1 protein-coding gene is annotated in these 3,144 nt (G+C 64.8%); it reads right to left on the bottom strand.

From position 1 onward, the window contains the following. A partial coding sequence (locus PMI01_RS26010) for a PD40 domain-containing protein (protein ID WP_007665637.1) occupies nucleotides 1-2,953 on the bottom strand: 2,953 nt, incomplete at its 3' end. Nucleotides 2,954-3,144 lie beyond the last annotated feature (191 nt).

Here is a 3,144-nt window from a genome sequence, read left to right as displayed (position 1 = left end):
CGCCGTCGAGGATGTCGTTCCCCGCCCCGCCGTCGAGGAAATCGTCGCCGGCGCCGCCCCACACGCTGTCATGGCCGTCGCCGCCCGCCAGGCGGTTGGCCCCGCCGTCGCCCGTCAGCACATCGGCGAAGGCCGAGCCAGTGAGATTTTCGATGGAAATCAGGGTGTCACGGCCCTCGCCGGTGTTCTGCAGTCCGGTGCGGGTCAGATCCACCGTCACGCCGACTGCGGCCGAGGCATATGAGGCGGTGTCGATACCGGTCCCGCCATCGAGATAGTCGTCTCCGCCCTTGCCCTGCAGCAGGTCGGCCCCGTCGCCGCCGATCAACACGTCCTTTCCGTCGGTCAGATCCTTGATGAACACGTCCGTGGTATAGTTTCCGTCGCCCGCGACAAGGTTGTCGGCCCGGCTCGAAAACACGATTTTGTCGCCGTCGGCGGTGAACTGCAGCCCCGCGCCGACGTCGCCATTGGCCAGTTCGCCCAGAGCGGTCGTGGAGACTAGCGTCACCACGCCGGTAACAAGATCCTTGAGGAAGATGTCCGCCCGGCCGTTGGTGTCGCCCTCGACCAGATTGTCGGCGCTGCTGACGAACGCAATCTTGGTCCCATCGGGCGAGAAGGCCGGCGAACCGGCTCCCCCCCCGGAAGCGAAGGTGATCTGCGCGCCCGCGGCGTTGGTGGATACCCGGGTTGTCACGCCCGTCAGCAGATCCTTCACAAAGACGTCGGCGATATTGTTTGTATCGCCGACCACGAGGTTGATGGCGTCGCTGGCGAACGCGACCTTGGTTCCATCGGGCGAAAACACGCCGCCGAAAACTCTGTCAGGGTTCAAACCCGCGGTCTGCTGGCCGAGCGTGTCCGTGTTGACGCGAATAATCGCGCCCGTCGTCAAGTTCTTGAGAAACAGATCGTTGACGTTGTTGGTGTCACCGGCGACGAGGTTGTTTGCGGCGCTGGTGAACAATACTTTCTGACCGTCGGGCGAGACGGCCAGGGCTTCGGGAATCCCTGGATAATTGGCCGTCGCTTCGGCGCCCGAAGCGCTGGTGGAAACACGGGTGATGGCGCCGCTGGCCAGGTCCTTCACGAACACGTCCACCAGGCCGTTGGTGTCGCCCGGCACCAGGTTCGCGGCGGAGCTCGAAAAGATGATCTTGCCGCCGTCTGGCGAAAAGGTGGCGTAGTAGCTGTTGTAGTAGCCGGGCGATGCCGTGGACTGGGCGCCCGTCGCGTCGGTGCTGACGCGAGTGACGACGCCGGTGAGCAGATCCTTGACGAAGATGTCCCAGTTGCCGTTGGTGTCGCCCGCCACGAGATTGCCGTCGTCGCTGCTGAACAGCACCTTCGTTCCGTCCGCCGACAGCACGACGCTGCGAACGTCGGCGACGGATTGGGCGTCGACGCCCGAGAGGCCCAGGGAGGCGCTGGAGATCGTTCCCTTCGTCAGGTCCACCACGAAGACGTCCCGATCATTGTTGTAGTCGACCGGCAGCAGGGAGTTGGAAGTGCTGACGAAGGCGACCTTGGTCCCGTCCGCCGAGATCGATGGCTCCACCGAATAGCTGTTGCCAGGCGCGCCGGCGGCGTTCTTCGACACCAGGGTCACCCCGCCGCCGTCGCGGCCGATCAGAACGTCGTCAAAGGCCGATCCGACCAGCGCTTCGATGCTGATCAGGGTGTCGGTTGCCACCCCTCCGGTCGTCCGCGCCACACCCGACGACAGATTGGCGGTCACCCCCGCCGATGCATTGCTGTAGTCGACGGTGTCGATTCCGCTTCCGCCGTTGACGGTCGCGCCATTAGGCGCGAGCAGGAAAATCCTGTCGGCGCCAGCCCCGCCCTCGATCCGCACCTGCGGAGCGGCGCCGTGGAACGCGTAGGCCGAGATGTGATCGTCGCCCGCCCCGCCATCCAGCAACACGTGGTCCACGCTAGGCCCGAACCTGTCGTAGACCAGGAAATCGTCGCCATCGCCGCCATAGAGCTTGTCGTCACCGCCGTCCGAGGAATTCAGCGAGTCGTCGCCGGCCCCACCCTCGAGGACGTCGGCTCCCATGGCGCCGTCCAGGCTGTCGTCGCCGTCGCCGCCCCGCAGCAGATCGCCGCCGCTGGAGCCACGGATGAAATCAGGGTCCGCGCCGCCGACCAGGGTCAGTCCGCTGATCGGGCCGCCGGCCGGATCGAAGCCGCCGAGCGCTTCGGCGGTGAGCGTGCCGGCCTGAACACCAGAGAAGCGGAGAATGGTCCAGAAACCGTCCTCGATGAGATACGGGTTCAGTTGCAGCAGCGTATCCGCGCCCGACTGCACCAGGCGAAGGTAACCCTCGGCGAACGGATTGCTCGTCACGTCCCAGTTCGGCGCGGCGTACTGCAGAAAGGAGCCGATTTCCAGCCGATCGGAAGACGCCCCCGAAACCTGAAAATCCAGGATCGTCGCCTTTTCGCCAATGCCGCCGGCTTCCAGCCTCAGCAGGTCATGACCATCGCCCAGCGTGACGATGCCGGTCCCACCCGTCAGCCGTACGAAATCGTCTCCCGATCCGGCGGCGACCACGATCGACCGGCCCGACTGGAGCAAGAAGTCGTCGTTGCCCTCGCCCCCATCGAGCAGATAGTCGATGCCGCCATAGAGGTCATTGACCAGGAAATGATCGTTCCCGGCCTCGCCGTACAGCTTGACCGTTCGAACCATCAGGCTGTCTGGACTGAGAACCTGGATCGAGTCAGCGCCCGCCCCGGCATAGACGGTGCTGTTGCCCCCGCCCAGGAGATCAACGAAATCGTTGCCTTCGCCGGCATGGATCAGGTCCGATCCCGGTCCCCCCTCGACGACGTCATCGCCACCGCCGGCGTTGATGATGTCGTCGCCGCCAAGGCCCCTGATGTAGTCAGCATCGTTGGTGCCTTCCAGCGTCTCGCTGGCGGCGGTGCCGGTGATCGTAGCCATACGCGAAGAGCTTCCCCCAGGGATCGAAGCCTTCACCGCTCCAACCGCCAAGCTCAACCTTACGGAGCGGCGCCCGATTGATCAATCGGCCTGGACACGATCCTCATCGGATCGAATGTCCATCCGGTGGAAAATCGGCTGGGCGACGCCCTGGTGTAACGGACGCTTGCCCTACCGCGCGAACTTCTGGA

The sequence above is a fragment of the Caulobacter sp. AP07 genome (genome assembly GCF_000281955.1).
Taxonomy (GTDB): domain Bacteria; phylum Pseudomonadota; class Alphaproteobacteria; order Caulobacterales; family Caulobacteraceae; genus Caulobacter.
This window is presented reverse-complemented; position numbering and strand designations above follow the sequence as displayed.